Source organism: Achromobacter sp. ACM01, assembly GCF_014851745.1.
Taxonomy (GTDB): domain Bacteria; phylum Pseudomonadota; class Gammaproteobacteria; order Burkholderiales; family Burkholderiaceae_B; genus Achromobacter; species Achromobacter aegrifaciens.
The window spans coordinates 454,578-470,944 of the sequence record NZ_JACVAF010000001.1 but is presented as its reverse complement, the minus strand read 5'-3'; the positions used below and the strand labels follow the sequence as shown (position 1 = coordinate 470,944).

The window sequence follows — 16,367 nt, the reverse complement described above, 5'->3', positions numbered from 1 at the left end:
ACTATAGTAGATACGCGCTTTCGCGCCACGCCGCCATCCCCAGGAGCCTCAGCCCATGAACACACCCGCCCCGTCCGCCGGCGGCACCATCGACCGCGCCGCCCTGCCCGCCCTGTTCGCGCCGCGCGGCCAGGACACCCACAAGGGCAGTTTCGGCACAGTGGGCGTTGTGGGCGGCGGCCCGGGCATGACGGGCGCGGCGCTGCTGGCTGCGCGCGCCGCCCTGAAGACCGGCGCCGGCAAGGTGCTGGTCGGCTTCGCCCAGGACGCCGCGCCGCTGGCCTGCGATCCGCTGCAGCCCGAACTGATGCTGCGCGACGCCCGCTCGCTGCTGGAACAAGACTGGGGCGTCACCGCCTGGGTGGCGGGCTGCGGCATCGGCACGGACGCCCTGGCGGCCAACGCCTTGTCCGAACTGTTCGTGCTGCGCCGCGGCTCGCCCCTGGTGCTGGACGCGGACGGCCTGAATCTGCTGGCCCGCGGCGACATCCAGCCCAACTGGGGCGAGGGCGCCGTGGTGCTGACGCCTCACCCGGCCGAGGCCGGGCGGCTGCTCGGCATGGACACGGCCGAGGTGCAGGCCGACCGGCCGGCCGCCGCCAGGAAACTGGCCCAGCGCTACCGCGCCTGGATCGTGCTGAAGGGCGTGGGCACCGTGGTCTGCTCCCCGAATGGCGGCCTGTGGGTCAATACCAGCGGCAATCCGGGGCTCGCCACCGCCGGAACGGGGGACGTATTAGCGGGCATGCTGGGCTCGTTGATCGCCCAGAAGCTGCCGCTGGAGCAAGCGGTCGCCGGGGCAGTCTGGCTGCACGGCGCGGCCGCCGACGCGCTGGTCGCCCAGGGTGTCGGCCCCATCGGACTGACCGCCGGCGAGCTGGCGGATGCCGCCCGCGCCCTGCGCAATGGCGGCTAAGTTCCCTGCGGCATAAACATTTTTACAACATATAGGGGTTTACCCTAGAAATGGCATTGCTTTTATTCTAGGGTTATCCCTATAATGGTTTACCCCAAGACGAAACGGACTGGAGCAAACCATGAGCGAACTGACCCTGAACCACACTGCCCGCCTGACCGACGCGCTGGAGCGTGACCTGCTCCGCGGCGCCCTCGAGAACCAACCGAATTCCCATCCGCTGACCAGCCTGAAGAAGGCCGGCCAAGCCGTAGTGGCAGCTGTTGCCGCCGTGTTTTCCTTCATCGACGAAGTGAACGAGTCGATGAACAAGGCCCGCGCCGCCAGCTCGCGCTTCTCCGGTTCGCAGTGGTAAGCCCTGCCGCGCCGGCCTGAGTCGCGATCGATCTCCCGCGATTCAGCCCGGCGCGACCCCGCCGCAACGCCCGCCGGTTTCCCGGCGCCCCTTGCGGCGGTTCTTCGGCGCCCAGCCCCTCACCCGGGCGCCATCGCGCCGCGCAGGCCTCCAGACGAGGCAGCGCGGCGCCCTCTTTCCCCCTCCCTCTCCGCGTTTTCCCTAGCGCCGCGCTTGCCATTGCGCATTGACAGTGCGCGAAGCCCCTACCGATAATCGGCCCCTTGCCGTCGTGCCCGGCGCCAAAACCCCCTGAGCCCCTTCCAGGCGAGGCCGCCCGCGCGGCTGGCGCAGGCCGGTTTACACGCAGGCGCGATCCGGTTCGTTCCCCATCCGGAGTTTTCACCATGAAGTTGCGTACCACCCTGGCCCTTGCGGCCGCCGCCATTCCCCTGGCCGCCGCCCAAGCCCAGACGCTGAAGATCGGCCTGTCGGCCGAGCCCACCTCGGCGGATCCCCACTACCACAAGATGACGCAGAACGACGCCTTCTCTGCGCACGTCTACAGTTCCCTGGTGGGCCGCAGCGCCGACATGAAGCTGGTTCCGGCCCTGGCCACCTCCTGGAAGACGCTGGACGACCAGACCTGGGAATTCAAGCTGCGCGACGACGTCAAGTTCTCCAACGGCAAGCCGTTCACGTCCGAAGACGTGCTGTTCACCATCTGCCGCACGCTGAACAACGAAACCAACGTGTCGCAGTCCTATATGGACATGACCAAGCGCATCACCGACGTGCAGACGCCGGACGCGCACACCGTCATCATCAAGACCGGCGAACCCTTCCCGCTGATGCCCGCCGAACTGGCGCGTTCGCTGCCCATCGTCTGGAACGGCATCGTCGAACACGGCAAGCTCACGTTCGACCCCAAGAAGGGTTGCGGCGTGACCGGCCCCTGGCCCACCGTGGCCGACTTCAACAACGGCAAGGACGCCATCGGCACCGGCCCGTACACCCTGAAGTCCTACGTCAAGGGCACCGGCATCGAGCTGGTCCGCAATGAAAACTACTGGGGTCCCAAGCCGTACTGGAAGGAAGTGAAGTTCGTGCCGGTGCCGTCGGCCGGCCCGCGCCTGACCGGCCTCTTGTCCGGCGACTTCGACATGATCGAAAACCCCGCCGCCCGCGACCTGCCGCGCCTGAAGGACAACCCCAAGTTCGGTTTCGTCGCCACCCCGTCGACCCGCCTGGTGTTCTTCCAGCCTGACGTGGGCCGCAACCCGAGCCCCTTCGTCAAGAGCGCCGACGGCAAGAACCCGCTGCAGGACCTGCGCGTGCGCAAGGCGATTTCGATGGCCATCGACCGCAAGACCATCACCGCCCGCATCATGGACGGCATGGCCACGCCCGCCTTCCAGTACATGCCCGACGGCATGTTCGGCGCGCTGCCCCAGGCGCCGGAAATCAAGTTCGACCCGGAAGGCGCCAAGAAGCTGCTGGCCGAAGCCGGCTACCCGAACGGCTTTGAACTGACCCTGTCGTCGACCAACGACCGCTACGTCAACGACGGCCAGGTGGCGCAAGCCGTGGCCCAGTACCTGGCCCGCGTCGGCATCAAGACCAATGTGGACGCCATGACGGCCTCCATCTATTTCCCCAAGCGCGCCAAGCGCGAGTTCAGCTTCTCGATGGGCGGCTGGCCGGCGGAAACGGGTGAAGCCTCGGCCCTGTTCCAGCTGTGGGTGGCATCCCTGGATTCCCCCAACAGCCTGGGCACCAGCAACTACGGCGGCTTCAGCAATGCCGACTTCGACAAGGTCTACAAGGAAGCCATCGTGACGGTGGACGCGCCCAAGCGCGAGAAGCTGCTGCAGCAATCCACCCAGATCGCGCTGGACAACGTGCCGCTGATCCCGCTGCACTTCGAAAGCAGCATCTGGGCCTTCCGCAAGGGCATCACCTACGAAGGCCGCCGCGACCAGTACACGCTGGCCACTTCGGTCACGCCCGAAAAGAAGTAATCAGGTCCGCCTGAACGAAGAACGGCTGCCCCAGGGCAGCCGTTTTTTTGCCTGGGCGGAGGACTTCTGCGTCCTTGGCGGACTATGCGGCCGCCCTGCCTTGCAGCGCGTCGTCCAGCTCCCGCGCCAGCAATTCGACAAAGGCCTCGGCCGCTGGCGGCAGCACCCGGCCCGGCATGACCTGGATCTGCAGGGTGCGCGATTGCAGCTCGGCATTGGAAATCGGCACGGCGATCAGCTCGTCGCGCCGCAGGCTCCAGGCCACCGAGATATAGCCGCTGAGCATGATGGCGTCCGACCCGAAGACGAAGCCGTGCAAGGGCGAGGAATCGTTGCAGGTCAGCGCTGGCTCCAGCTGCACCGACTCCAGCGCGCAGCCCATCTCGAACAGCTGGCGCGTAGTGGTGCCCGGCCCGGTCAGCGCCAGCGGATACTGGCTGAGATCCTGCAGGCTGACGCTGGCGCGCCCCGCCAACGGATGGTCGGCCGCCATCACCGCATGCACCGGCGCGCGGCGCGAATAGCGCGGACTGACCCCGCCGATGCGTTCGGCGATGAAGACCATGCCCAGTTCCACGCTGCCTTCGGCCACCCGGCGGCTGACTTCGGCCGGCGACCCCACGTGCAGGTCGAAGCGGATGTTGGGCCAGTCGCGACGAAAACGCGCCATCACCGAGGGCAGGAAGATCCGCGCCACGCCCTCGACCGAGGCCACCCGGATCTCGTTGCGCGCGGCCCCCTTGATGGCGGCGATTTCCTGCAGCACGGAATCGGCTTCCAGCATGGTGCGGCGGGCATGCGCCAGCAGCAGCTGGCCCGCTTCGCTCAGGACCATGCCGCGCGCGGCGCGCTCGAACAGCGGCGCGCCCGCCTCTTCCTCCAGCTTGGCGATCTGCCGGCTGATGGCAGACACCGCCACATGCAGGCGCTCGGACGCGCCGCTCAGGCTGCCCGCCTGGGCGACCTCCAGAAAATACTTCAAGGCGATGCCGTGCACGTCAGCCCTCGCGGTTCTCAGAGAATGGGAATGGGGAACAAGCTTTGCCTTTTCTGCAAAGCTCGAGATAAATATTCTAATTGTAGAGAAAGCAGCCAAGCTCCTAGAATTCGCCCAATACTCAAAGGCGGCGCGCGCCTGACGCGCCCTATATATAAGGGAAAACCCGTGCTAGCAGCCTGTTTCAGCGCCCGTCGCGCCGCGGCGCCCGCTCATGCCGGCCGCTAGCCGCCCCCCCAGCGCCATCGCCTATACAATCCCGTCGCTTCATCGGAGTTCCCATGCCCACGTCCGCCCCCGCGTCCACACCGCGTCCATTTCTACTTGCCTGTCCGAACTTGTCGGCAGAGCGGGTGGGCAACACGGATACCCCGGGGGTCTGGCATTTCGATTCGGGCGTGCCGGGCAAACGCGTCATGCTGAGCGCGCTGATCCACGGCAATGAACTCTGCGGCGCCTGGGCGCTGAAGGACGCGCTGGCGGCGGGCCTGCGCCCGCGCCGCGGTTCGCTGACGCTGGCGTTCTGCAACCTGGCGGCGTTCGATCGCTTCGACCCTGCGAATTACGCGCCCGCGCGCTTCGTCGACGAAGACATGAACCGCGTCTGGAGCGACGACAAGCTGAGCGTGCCGACCAGCCAGGAACGCCGCCGCGCCGCCGAGATCCAGCCCTGGGTCGAGCAGGCCGACTGGCTGCTGGATTTCCATTCGATGAGCAATTCCGACGTGCCGCTGCAGCTGACCGGCATGGAGCAACGCAATATCGACCTGGCGCTGGCCCTGGGCAACCCCGCCACCATCATCGCCGACGCCGGCCACGCCGCGGGCGTGCGCATGCGCGACTACGGCCGCTTCGGCGAAGCCGGCGACAACGGCACCCGTTCCCTGCTGATCGAATGCGGCTTCCATGGCGCGCCCGAAGCGCGCGGCGTGGCTGTCGACCAGATGGCGCGCTTCCTGGTGGAAGCGGGCACGGTGGACCGCGGCGACCTGCCCGCGGATTGGTTCGCCCCCGCCGCGTCCACGCAGCGCGCACTGCGCGTGACGCATGCGATCGCCGCCAAGAGCGCCGATTTCCGCTTCGCCCAACCCTGGAAGGGCCTGGAAACGCTGGCCCGCGCCGGCGACCTGATCGGCTGGTCCGAGGGCGAGCCCGTCGTCACGCCTTATGACGATTGCGTGCTGATCATGCCTTCCACCGCCAATCTGCGGCCCGGCGTGACCGTCGTCCGGCTGGCGCAGCCCATCGCCTGAAGACCTGCGGCGGCCCGCCAGGAACGCCGCCCCGCAACACCATAACCAATACAACAAAGGGACAAAATCCATGTCTGCCCAGACGCTCTACCGCAGCATGCTCACGGCCTTCGCCATGGCCGCCTGTACCACCGCGGCCATCGCCCAGGATGCCGCCGGCGTTCTGCGGATCGGCCTGTCGTCCGAGCCGACGTCGATGGATCCGCACTACCACCAGGCCACGCCGAACGATGCGATGACCTCGCACATGTTCGAGACGCTGGTGGGGCAGGATGCCAAGATGAACCTGATCCCGCGCCTGGCCACGGCCTGGAAGCCGGTGGACGACACGACCTGGGAATTCACGCTGCGCGATGGCGTCAAGTTTTCCAACGGCCAGCCCTTCACGGCACAGGACGTGCTGTTCACTTTCTGTCGCGTGGTCAACAACGAGCAGTCCATCAGCAGCTCGTACCCCTCCATCGTGCAGAAGTTCGCCGACGTGCAGGTGCGCGACGGCAACACGCTGGTGATCAAGACGCGCCAGCCCTATCCGCTGCTGCCCAACGACCTGACCCGCATGGGCATGCTGTGGAACGGCATCGCCGAACATGGCCCGATCAGCTTCGACCTGAAGAACAAGTGCGGCGTCACCGGCGCCTGGCCTACCGTGGCCGACTTCAACACCGGCCGCTCCGTGATCGGCACCGGGCCCTACACGCTCAAGAGCTACGTCAAGGGCACCGCCATCGAACTGACGCGCAACGACGCCTACTGGGGCGCGAAGCCGGCATGGAAGGACGTAAAGCTGGTGCCGGTGCCTGCCGCTGGCCCGCGCCTGACCGGCCTCTTGGCGGGCGACTTCGACCTGATCGAAAATCCCGCCGCGCGCGACGTGAAGCGCATTTCGGAAACGCCGGGTTTCGGCCACGTCATCACCCCGTCGGTGCGCGTGGTGTATTTCCAGCCCGACGTGGCGCGCAATCCCAGCCCTGGCGTGAAAGCCGCGGACGGCAAGAACCCGCTGCAGGACGTGCGCGTGCGCCGCGCCATTTCCATGGCCATCGACCGCAAGGCCATCGCCGACCGCATCATGGACGGCGCCGCCACGCCGGCCAACCAGTTCCTGCCTGACGGCATGTTCGGCACCCTGCCCAACCCGCCCGCGCTGAAGTACGACCCGGCCGCCGCCAAGAAGCTGCTGGCCGAAGCCGGCTACCCGAATGGCTTCGAGCTGACCGTCTCATCGACCAACGACCGCTACATCAACGATGCGCAGGTCACGCAGGCAGTGGCGCAATACCTGTCGCGCGTGGGCATCAAGACCACCGTCGACACCATGACGCGCTCGGTCTACTTCCCCAAGCGCGCCAAGCGCGAGTTCAGCTTCGCCATGGGCGGCTGGTCGTCGGAAACCGGCGAGGCCTCGTCCTTCCTGCAATACTGGGTCAGCGCGTTCGACAAGGAACACGGCCTTGGCACCAGCAACTACGGCGGCTATGACAACCCCGAGTTCGACCGCGTGTTCAAGCGCGCCCTCGTCACCGTGGACCCGGCCGCGCGCGAAAAGCTGCTGCAGGAATCGCTGACGCTGGCGTTGGCCGACCTGCCCAGCATTCCCCTGCATTTCGAAAGCAGCATCTGGGCGTTCCGCAAGGGACTGACCTATGAAGGCCGCGCCGACCAGTACACCCTGGCCATGTCGGCCAAGCCCGCCAAGTAAGACCCTACGCGGCGCCCGCAAACCCTGAGCCCACCAAGGAAATAATCTCGTGGCCTTGTTCATCCTACGCAGACTGATACAGAGTCTGTTCGTGCTGCTGGCCGTTTCGGTCGTGGTCTTCTTCGCGGTCTATGCCGTGGGCGATCCGATCGAACTGCTGGTCAGCCCCGAAGCCAGCCAGGCCGCACGCGAGGCGATGATCGCCCGCCTGGGCCTGGACCTGCCGGTATGGCAGCAATACACAGGATTCCTGTGGCGCGCGCTGCACGGCGACCTGGGCACATCCTTCGTGCACGGCATCCCCGCCATCGAGCTGATCGTGCAGCGCATCCCCGCCACGTTCGAGTTGGTGGTGGTCGCCATCATGCTGACCTGTGTGTTCGGCATTCCGCTGGGGCTGATCGCGGGCCTGTACCGCGACCAGCCGCTGGGCCGCGGCATCATGGCCACTTCGGTGCTGGGCTTTTCGCTGCCGAACTTCTGGCAAGGCATGATGCTGATCCTGCTGTTCGCGGTATGGCTGGGCTGGCTGCCCGCCACCGGCCGCGGCGACACGGTCACCGTGCTGGGCGTGCCGCTGTCCATCCTGACTGCCGATGGCTGGTCGCACCTGATCATGCCGGCGATCAACCTGGCGCTGGCCAACATCGCCCTGGTGCTGCGCCTGACCGCGTCCGGCGTAGTCGAGGCCCGCAGCCAGGACTACGTGAAGTTCGCGCGCGCCAAGGGCGTCAAGCCCGGCCGCATCGTGCGCCGCCACATCCTGCGCAACATCCTGATCCCCGTGGTCACCGTGATCGGCATGGAATTCGGCACCCTCATCGCCTACTCCACCATCACCGAAACCGTGTTCGCCTGGCCAGGCATGGGCAAGCTGCTGATCGACAGCGTCTACCAGCTGGACCGCCCGGTCGTGGTGGCCTACGTGATGCTGGTCACCCTGATCTTCGTGATCATCAACCTGGTTGTGGACATCCTGTACGCCACGCTCGATCCGCGCGTGCAGCTCGTGACTCCCGCTCAATAATCCGCCATGGCTCAAACTCCGAATCCCGGCCGCACCCGCACCGTCCAGCCCCTGGCTGAGACGCCCCAGCGCGCCTCCATCCTGAAGAAACTGCACGCGCGCCCGACGGTGCGCGGCTCCGTCATCGCGCTGACCATCCTGATCGTCCTGGTGGTCTTCGCGCCTTTCTTCGCGCCGCAGAATCCCTACGACCTCGCCAACCTTTCGCTGATGGACGGCCGCCTGGCGCCGCGCCAGGCGCTGATGGACGGCAGCATCGCCTGGCTCGGCACCGACGACCAGGGCCGCGACATGCTCAGCGCCATCCTGTATGGCCTGCGCATCAGCCTGATGGTGGGCCTGTCCGCCGTGGTCCTGGCCACTGCCGTGGGCGGCGCCATCGGCCTGGTGGCCGCTTATGTCGGCGGCGTAGTCGACACCGTGCTCATGCGCATCGTCGACTTCATCCTGGGCTTTCCGACCATCCTGGTGGCGCTGGTGCTGCTGGTGGTGCTGGGGCGAGGGGTCGACAAGGTGATCCTGGCGTTGGTGCTGGTGCAGTGGGGGCATTACGCCCGCATCATGCGCAGCCGCGCCCTGCAGGAACGCCGCAAGGAATACGTGGAAGCCGCCGCCAACCTGGGCTTCCCCGCCTGGCGCATCATGCTGTTCCACCTGCTGCCCAACTGCCTGGGCCCCGTCATGGTGTTCGCCACCATCCAGATCGCGACCGCGATCGCGCTGGAAGCCACGCTGTCGTTCCTGGGCGTGGGCGTGCCCATCACCGAGCCGTCGCTGGGCCTGCTGATTTCCAACGGTTTCCAGTACCTGCTGTCGGGCGACTACTGGATCAGCCTGTTCCCGGGCATCGCCCTGCTGGTGCTGATCCTCTCCATCAACATCGTGGGCGACCGCCTGCGCGAAAGCCTGGACCCGAAGAGATGAGGCCCACCCCCGAAGCGCTGCGCGCTTCCCCCTCAAGGGGGCATGCCTGCGGACCGGCAAAGCCGGCTCCGCGGCATCCCGATGGAGCTATCTCCATTACATGCGCCGCGGTTGGCGCAATGGGCAACTGAAATGAGCGAAAACATTCTTGAGGTGCGCGGCCTGCGCACCGCATTCCATACCGAAGCCGGCGCGTGGCTGGCGGTCGACGGCGTCGACCTGACCGTGCGCCGCGGCGAGATCGTCGGCCTGGTCGGCGAATCGGGTTCCGGCAAATCCGTCACCGGCTTTTCGCTCCTGGGCCTGATCGACCCGCCCGGGGAAGTGGTGGACGGCGAAGTGAAGTTCAAGGGCACGGACCTGCGCAAGCTGAGCGAAGAGCAGATGCGCCAGTTGCGCGGCAACCGCATCGCCATGATCTTCCAGGATCCCCTGATGACGCTCAATCCGGTGCTGCGCATCGGCGAGCAGATGATGGAAGCCATCCTGACCCACGAAGACGTGCCGCGCGCCGAAGCCGAGGAACGCTGCCGCGAGGCGCTGGCCATGGTCGGCATTCCTTCGCCCGAAAAGCGCCTGAAGAGCTATCCGCACGAATTCTCGGGCGGCATGCGCCAGCGCGTGGCGATCGCGATCGCCATGCTGAACAAGCCCGACCTGATCATCTGCGACGAGCCGACCACGGCGCTGGACGTCACCATCCAGGGCCAGATCCTCTACCGCATGCAGGAGATCTGCCGCGAGCACAACACCGCGCTGATCTGGATCACCCACGACCTGGGCGTGGTGGCTGAACTGGCTGACCGCGTGGCCGTGATGTACGCCGGCCGCATCGTCGAAAGCGGCCCGGTCGAAGAAGTGCTGGACGCGCCGCGCCACCCCTACACCAAGGGCCTGCTGGATTCGATGCCCGGCGCCACCCAGCCCGGCGCGCGCCTGCACCAGATCAACGGCATGGCGCCCAGCCTCGCCGGCCGCCCCTCGGGCTGTCCGTTCCGCCCGCGCTGCACCAGCGCGGTCACGCGTTGCACCGAACAAGCCCCCACTGTCACCACCGAAGGCGCGCGCAACTACCGCTGCTACGTGCCGATTACCCGCGAGGCCCAGCCGGTATGAGCCAAGCCGATACTCCCGTCATCGAGCTCAAGAACGTCCACAAGCGCTTCGAGCAGCGGCCCGACCTGGCCCAGCGCATCCTGGCCCTGACCGGCCGTCCCATCGACCGCCGCACCGTGTATGCGGTCAACGGCGTGGACCTGTCCATCAAGCGCGGCGAAGTCGTGGGCCTGGTCGGCGAATCCGGCTGCGGCAAGTCCACACTGGGCCGCGTCGTTGCCGGCCTGCATGGCCAGACTGAAGGCCAGCTGCTGTACCAGGGCCAGGAAGCCCGCCGCCTGCGCGGCGCCGACAAGCTGGCCTACACGCTGGGCGTGCAGATGATCTTCCAGGATCCGCAGGCCTCGCTGAATCCGCGCCAGCGCCTGCGCCAGATCCTGGGCGAATCGCTCAAGGTCCACAAACTGGCGCCCGCCGCCCAGATTCCCGCGCGCATCGACCAGGCGCTGAAGGAAGTGGGCCTGGACCCCGAGTACCGCGACCGCTTCCCGCACCAGATCTCGGGCGGCCAGCGCCAGCGCATCGGCATCGCGCGTGCGCTGATGGTGGCGCCGAAGTTCCTGGTCTGCGACGAGCCCGTGGCCGCGCTGGACGTGTCGATCCAGGCGCAGGTGATCAACCTGTTCATGGACCTGCGCGAACAGCACGGCTTCACCTACCTGTTCATCAGCCATGACCTGGGCGTGGTCAAGCACATCTCCGACCGCGTGGCGATCATGTACCTGGGCAAGATCGTGGAAATCTCCACGTCGGCCGAGATCTTCGCGCGCGCCAACCATCCCTACACCCAGGCCCTGATGGCCGAGGTGCCGGACGTGGGCCGCCGCGGCCGCAAGTTCACGCCGATCAAGGGCGAGATCCCGTCGCCGCTGAATCCGCCGCCGGGCTGTACCTTCAATCCCCGCTGCCCCCACGCCATGCCGCGCTGCCGCGAGCAGGCGCCGGTCCTGAAAGAAATCTCGGCAGGCCATTGGTCGGCCTGCCACCTGAATGAGGCGAACGCCTGATGAAACCCTCCGAGATGTCCAACGTCGACCGCATCGCCATCGAACTGGGCCATGCCGGCCGCAACGCCATCCTGTATGTGGACGAGGACCGCAACTCCGACCGCCCCTTCAAGCTGCAGACCTACCGCCCCTACGGCTACACGCCCGACATGCCGGTGGTCATCGTGCAGCACGGCGTGCTGCGCAACGGCGACGAGTACCGCGATTTCTGGGTGGAAGCCGCCGACAAGCACAAGCTGCTGATCGTGGCGCTGACCTTCTCCAACGAGATCTGGCCCGGCGTGGAAAGCTACAACAACGGCCGCGTGTTCTCGGCCGGCGGCAATCCGCGCCACATCGACGGCTGGACCTACGCGTTGGTGGGCAATGTCATCAAGGACCTGATCGCCGGCGAAATCACCGACGGCCAGAACGTCTACCTGTTCGGCCACTCCGCCGGCGGCCAGTTCGTGCACCGCCTGATGAGCAGCCAGTCGCACGCGCCGTTCAAGGCCGTGGCTGCCGGCAACCCGGGCTGGTACACGCTGCCCACGTTCGACTATCCCTTCCCTGAAGGCATGGACGGCGTAGGCATGACGGAAGACCACCTGGTGAAGCTGCTGGCCTATCCGATGACCATCCTGGCGGGCGACCAGGACATCGCCACCGACGACCCCAACCTGCCGTCCGAACCCGCCGCCATGCGCCAGGGCCCGCACCGTTTCGCACGCGCGCAGAACTACTTCGAGTTCGGCCGCAAGGAAGCCGAGCGCCGCGGCGTGCCGTTCGGCTGGAAGCTGCAGGTCGTACCGGGCATCGGCCACGACGGCCGCGCCATGTCCGCCGTCTGCGCCAGCCTCTGGTTCGACGGCAAGATGCCCGACGCCGCCGAACTGGCCCGCCTGGCCGGCCAGCAGGTCGCCTGACCGCCCCCACTTTCTTCGTTGCAGATATCCGATACCGTCATGTCCAACACCCAGAGCACTGAACAGATCGTCGCCGGCATCAAGAGCTGGCTGCAATGCGAATCGCCCTCGAACTTCCCCGAGGGCATCGCCGCCATGGCGCGCATCATCGCCGACTACGCCGCGGCCGCCGGCCTGACGGTGGAGCTATCGTCCCTGGGCCCGACCACGGGTCCGCTGCTGTACGCGACCAACCGCGCCCCCGGCGACACGCGCCCCGGCATCCTGATCCTGGCGCACATGGACACGGTGCATCCGGTGGGCACGCTGCTGGAGAACCCGGTGCGCATCGAAGGCGACCGCCTCTATGGGCCGGGCGGCTACGACATGAAGGCCGGCATCTACCTGGCGCTGACGGCGCTGTCCGGCCTGGCGCGCCCCGGCGCGACCCAGCTGCCGGTGGACTTTCTGGTGGTGCCCGACGAAGAAACCGGCAGCCACGCGTCGCGCGCGCACATCGAGCGCTTTGCCGCCAACGCCAAGTACGCGCTGGTCTGCGAACCCGCCCGCCCCAACGGCGGCAAGTGCGTCACGGCGCGCAAGGGCACCGGCATGCTGAACCTGAACGTCAAGGGACGTCCGGCCCATGCCGGCATGCAGCATGAGAAGGGCCGCAGCGCCATCCGCGAAATGGCCCACCAGGTGCTGGCGCTGGAAGCCATGACCGACTATGACCGCGGCATTACCGTCAGCGTCGGCACCATCGCCGGCGGCACCGTGACCAACACCGTGCCGGCGCTGTGCCGCTGCGTGGTCGACTTCCGCGTGCCCGACATGGGCGCCGCCGAAGACGTGCTGCGCCGCATGCGCGAGCTGTGCGCCGTGGGTCCGGACGTGGAACTGGACATCGACGTGGAACTGAACCGCCCGCCCATGGTGAAGACCGAAGCCGCCGCCGATCTGCTGGCGCTGGTGCAGGGCTATGCCGAACGCGCCGGCTTCCTGCTGGAAGACGCGCCCATGACGGGCGGCGGCAGCGACGCCAACTTCACGTCCGCCATGGGCATCCCGACGCTGGACGGCCTGGGCGCCGACGGCGACGGCGCGCACACCTTGAACGAGTACATCCTGGTTTCGACGCTGGAACAGCGCATGAAATTCTGGGAACTGCTGCTGAAAGAACTGGCGTAAACAGTCCTTGCCGCCACCGATAGCCGTGCGCCGGCGGCTGCTGGCGCCGGCGTTCGCCATGCAGGTCCTGTTCGCGGCTGGCGCAGCGCACGCGCACGCCGGACAGGCCGAACCGGACCGCAGCCTGCTGGCCGACCGTCCGGCCCGTCCCGCGCCGGCCCAGCCGGGCTGGCTCGTCGTCGTCGACAATTGGCAGACGCTGGAAGGCGGCGCCAACACGGCCCGCATCAAGCAACGCACCACCGGCCTGTATGGCGGCGGCGAATTCGACGCGGGCGCCGGCTGGCGGCTGGGCGGCGCGCTGGGCGCTACCCGCAGCCGCGTCCGCATCGACGCGGCCAATGCGCGGGTGGACGTATACAGCTATACCGCGGGGCTCTACGGCAAGAAGTCGTTCGACGCCGGCCCCGGCAAGCTGAACCTGCTGACGGCCGCCTCCTACACCTGGCACGACATCGACACCCGGCGGCATTTCGAGATGCCCGGCATCGCCCGGCAGACCTTGACCGCCGACTTCAGCGCCTACACCGCGCAGGCCTTTTCGGAACTGGGCTACGAGCTGCCGCTGTCGGAAAGCGCGACCATCGAACCATTCGCGGGCCTGGCGGTGCGCAACGTGCGCACGCGCAGCTTCAGCGAATCGGGCGGATTCACCGCGCTCTCGGCCGATGCGGGACGGATCCGGCAGACCACCACCACGCTGGGCCTGCGCGGCCAGACCGGCTTCGCGCTCGGCCCCACCTTCGGCAGACTGCACGCGACACTGGGCTGGCGCCGCGCCTTTGGCGACGTACAACCGGAAACCACCCTGGTGCTGGACGGCGGCAGCGTGCTGACGGTCGCCGGCGCGCCCATCGCCCGGTCCGCCGCGCTGGCGGGCGCCGGCCTGGAAATCGCCGTGTCGCGCTCGGCCGTCATCGGCCTGGCATACGGCGGCCAGTATGGCGGCGGCAACCGCGAACACACCGGGTCGCTGAGCCTGCGCTGGGCCTTCGGCAGCCTCTGAAAACCGCGGCCCTTTCGCCTTAGAATTACGCACCCAGACTGCGCACTTCCTCTTTCATCATGGCCGATTCCCCCAAGCCCCTCAGCGCCATCGCCTATGGCGTCGCCACGCTGGCCGCCGACGGCGCCATCCTGGATACCTGGTATCCGCGTCCCTCGCTGGCCGACAACTCGCCGGCCACCGGCACCCGCCACCTGTCGCCCGAGGAAGCCCGCGCCGCGCTGGGCGAACATGTGCCCACCGCCCTGGTCCGCGACACCCGCCGCAAGGTCGACATCGTCGCCGTGCGTACCGCGATCTCGTCGCTGGACGAACCGCCGGTCGATGCGCACGACGCCTATCTGCGCCTGCACCTGCTCAGCCACCGGCTGATCCGTCCGCACGACGCCAACCTGGACGGCCTGTTCAACGTGCTGGCCAACGTCGCCTGGACGTCGGCCGGGCCCTGCGCGGTGGATCAGGTGGATGCGCTGCGCTGGCATCTGCGCGCCTCCGGACAGATCCTGGAAATCCGCGGCGTGGACAAGATTCCCCGCATGACCGACTACGTCATGCCCAGCGGCGTGCGCATCGCCGACACCGCGCGCGTGCGCCTGGGCGCGCATCTGTCGCCCGGCACCACGGTGCTGCATGAAGGTTTCTGCAATTTCAACGCCGGCACGCTGGGCGCGTCCATGGTCGAAGGCCGCATCAGCGCCGGCGTCATCGTCGACGACGGCAGCGACATCGGCGGCGGCGCATCCATCATGGGCACCATGTCCGGCGGCGGCAAGCAGGTGGTATCCATCGGCAAGCGCTGCCTGCTGGGCGCCAACTCGGGCATAGGAATTTCGCTGGGCGACGACTGCGTGGTGGAAGCCGGCTGCTACGTCACCGCCGGCACGCGCGTGCTGACGCCGGAAGGCGCGGTGGTGAAGGCCACCTCGCTTGCGGGTCAGCAAGGCCTGCTGTTCCGCCGCAATTCGCAGACCGGCGCCGTGGAGTGCCTGGTGCGCACCGCTGCCTGGGGCACGCTGAATCCGGCCCTGCATACGGGCCACTGAAGCCCGGCCCGGCTCAGGCCCCCGGCGGCACCGGCACGAACGGATAGTGCGCCACCGTGCCGCCGCCCGCGATGATGGCGGTGGCTTCGGGCACTTCCTCCCAGGCGCCGGGCATCTCGGTCAAGGGCTCCGACAGCAGCAGGAATGCGTCGTCATCCAGCGCCGCGATCTGCGGATTGTCGGGATATAGCTGGCGCAGATGGCGCACGCAGGTGTTGTGGAACAGCGTGCGTGAATCGGCCTCGCTGGAATAGCGCACGGCGATCAGCCGCTGGCCGTCCAGCGCGCACACCGTCATGTTGATGGGCTGCGCCACGCCATGCCGCCTGCCCGTCTCTTCCACCGCACCCACCATGCGGGCCAGCGCCGCCAGCGGGTCTTCCTCCAGGCCGAAGCTCAAAGCCAGCAGGAACATCACCTCGGAATCCGTCGACCCTTCCAGCGAGCCGAAATAGGCCGGCGCGATCATCAGCATCAGGTCGCGCCTGAGCAACGGATAGTCGCGGATGACGCCGTTGTGCACGAACAGCCACTGGCCGTGGCGAAACGGATGGCAGTTGGTTTCCTGCGCGGGCGTGTCGGTGGCGGCGCGGATGTGCGCCACGAACAGCGGCGCGTGGATCGCGCGCGCCGCTTCCCGCAGATTGCGGTCGTTCCAGGCCGGATGCACGCTGCGGTAGCGGAACGGCGGCTCCGGCGGCCGGCCTTCGTGTTGACGGCCATACCAGCCCAGCCCGAAGCCGTCGCCATTGGTGGTGGTAGCGCCCAGCCGCGAGTGCAGGCTCTGGTCGATCAGGGAGTGCTTGGCCTTGAACAGCACGCTCTCCATCTGTATGGGACTACCGGTATAAGCCAGCCAGCGACACATGGCGCGCTCCTTCGATCCACGGAATTGCCGCGCCCCGGACGGCGGGGCGGGCGCAGTCCAGTGTAGGAGCAGGCCGCG

15 protein-coding genes are annotated in these 16,367 nt (G+C 67.5%); 13 read left to right on the top strand and 2 right to left on the bottom strand.

The window, feature by feature from the left end:
- The first annotated feature begins 55 nt into the window (after positions 1-55).
- The 3 genes from IB268_RS02245 (at position 56) to IB268_RS02235 (ending at position 3,271) form a co-directional block, all read left to right on the top strand.
- Positions 56-916 (top strand): NAD(P)H-hydrate dehydratase, encoded by an 861-nt coding sequence (locus tag IB268_RS02245; protein WP_192353748.1) that lies wholly within the window; start codon positions 56-58, stop codon positions 914-916.
- A 121-nt stretch (positions 917-1,037) separates the two neighbouring features.
- Positions 1,038-1,271, top strand: a complete 234-nt coding sequence (locus tag IB268_RS02240) for a hypothetical protein (protein ID WP_054455155.1) — start codon at positions 1,038-1,040, stop codon at positions 1,269-1,271.
- Positions 1,272-1,657: 386 nt separating this feature from the next.
- Positions 1,658-3,271 (top strand): ABC transporter substrate-binding protein, encoded by a 1,614-nt coding sequence (locus IB268_RS02235; protein WP_054455157.1) that lies wholly within the window; start codon positions 1,658-1,660, stop codon positions 3,269-3,271.
- Positions 3,272-3,353: 82 nt separating this feature from the next.
- On the opposite strand, the gene IB268_RS02230 is transcribed toward IB268_RS02235, so the two are convergent.
- A complete protein-coding gene (locus IB268_RS02230) occupies positions 3,354-4,268 on the bottom strand; it encodes a LysR family transcriptional regulator (RefSeq protein ID WP_054455159.1) in 915 nt (304 codons plus the stop codon).
- Positions 4,269-4,549: 281 nt separating this feature from the next.
- Here IB268_RS02230 and IB268_RS02225 point away from each other — a divergent pair, with 281 nt between their 5' ends.
- The 10 genes from IB268_RS02225 to dapD all read left to right on the top strand — a co-directional run bounded on the left by IB268_RS02225 (position 4,550) and on the right by dapD (position 15,421).
- Complete coding sequence (locus IB268_RS02225; protein ID WP_054455161.1) at positions 4,550-5,521, top strand: succinylglutamate desuccinylase/aspartoacylase family protein; 972 nt, start codon at positions 4,550-4,552, stop codon at positions 5,519-5,521.
- Positions 5,522-5,591: 70 nt separating this feature from the next.
- Positions 5,592-7,223, top strand: coding sequence for an ABC transporter substrate-binding protein (locus tag IB268_RS02220; RefSeq protein WP_192353747.1), 1,632 nt, complete (start codon positions 5,592-5,594; stop codon positions 7,221-7,223).
- Positions 7,224-7,272: 49 nt separating this feature from the next.
- Entirely contained in the window at positions 7,273-8,250 is a 978-nt protein-coding gene (locus IB268_RS02215; RefSeq protein ID WP_054455165.1) for an ABC transporter permease, read from the top strand.
- 6 nt (positions 8,251-8,256) lie between these two features.
- Complete coding sequence (locus tag IB268_RS02210) at positions 8,257-9,174, top strand: ABC transporter permease (protein WP_125473640.1); 918 nt, start codon at positions 8,257-8,259, stop codon at positions 9,172-9,174.
- A gap of 132 nt (positions 9,175-9,306) precedes the next feature.
- The gene (locus IB268_RS02205; protein WP_175161204.1) at positions 9,307-10,290 is read left to right on the top strand and encodes an ABC transporter ATP-binding protein; all 984 of its coding nucleotides are present in this window, start codon (positions 9,307-9,309) and stop codon (positions 10,288-10,290) included.
- Complete coding sequence (locus IB268_RS02200) at positions 10,287-11,297, top strand: ABC transporter ATP-binding protein (RefSeq protein WP_013391145.1); 1,011 nt, start codon at positions 10,287-10,289, stop codon at positions 11,295-11,297. Before IB268_RS02205 ends, IB268_RS02200 begins: the two co-directional genes overlap by 4 nt.
- The gene (locus IB268_RS02195; RefSeq protein ID WP_054455171.1) at positions 11,297-12,202 is read left to right on the top strand and encodes a hydrolase; all 906 of its coding nucleotides are present in this window, start codon (positions 11,297-11,299) and stop codon (positions 12,200-12,202) included. Before IB268_RS02200 ends, IB268_RS02195 begins: the two co-directional genes overlap by 1 nt.
- 39 nt (positions 12,203-12,241) lie before the next feature.
- The gene (locus IB268_RS02190) at positions 12,242-13,372 is read left to right on the top strand and encodes a M20 family metallopeptidase (RefSeq protein ID WP_054455173.1); all 1,131 of its coding nucleotides are present in this window, start codon (positions 12,242-12,244) and stop codon (positions 13,370-13,372) included.
- 7 nt (positions 13,373-13,379) lie between these two features.
- Complete coding sequence (locus IB268_RS02185; protein ID WP_225590431.1) at positions 13,380-14,378, top strand: autotransporter outer membrane beta-barrel domain-containing protein; 999 nt, start codon at positions 13,380-13,382, stop codon at positions 14,376-14,378.
- Positions 14,379-14,437: 59 nt separating this feature from the next.
- Positions 14,438-15,421 (top strand): 2,3,4,5-tetrahydropyridine-2,6-dicarboxylate N-succinyltransferase, encoded by a 984-nt coding sequence (gene dapD, locus IB268_RS02180; protein WP_054455175.1) that lies wholly within the window; start codon positions 14,438-14,440, stop codon positions 15,419-15,421.
- Between the two features lie 13 nt (positions 15,422-15,434).
- On the opposite strand, the gene IB268_RS02175 is transcribed toward dapD, so the two are convergent.
- A complete protein-coding gene (locus IB268_RS02175) occupies positions 15,435-16,289 on the bottom strand; it encodes a class II glutamine amidotransferase (protein ID WP_054455178.1) in 855 nt (284 codons plus the stop codon).
- Positions 16,290-16,367 lie beyond the last annotated feature (78 nt).